Origin of the sequence: Chromohalobacter sp. HP20-39 (assembly GCF_033052815.1) — a bacterium.
Taxonomy (GTDB): Bacteria; Pseudomonadota; Gammaproteobacteria; order Pseudomonadales; family Halomonadaceae; genus Chromohalobacter.
On record NZ_JAWHTP010000407.1, the window covers coordinates 1 to 317 of the forward strand.

The window sequence follows — 317 nt, forward strand, 5'->3', positions numbered from 1 at the left end:
ATCGCTGCCGATCGGATCAGCTCGAAGGCGCCTAGCAGGCGCGGCTTTACTTCATCCCAATTTCTGTAGATGAGGTACACCACCGCAGCTATGGCTCCCAGGGCCAATGTGGCTGGCGCCGCCGCGGCACCAATCGCAGCCAAAGCGGCAGGGAACGCAAGTTTGATGGCCGCAAACGCAGCGGCAAACATCATCGCGCCCCCCGCCAACAACGCTAGCCCGGAAAGTGCTGCGGTCAGCAGCACAGCTGCCTTCGTGATACCCGGGAAGTCTTTCGCAAATTTCACAACTCTATCCACTACGCCGATCGGCATCTC

At 59.9% G+C, this 317-nt stretch carries 1 protein-coding gene; it reads right to left on the reverse strand.

The features are described 5' to 3' along the window. The coding region (locus tag RVY79_RS18570; protein ID WP_317466018.1) for a hypothetical protein at nucleotides 1-317 on the reverse strand (317 nt) is incomplete at both ends.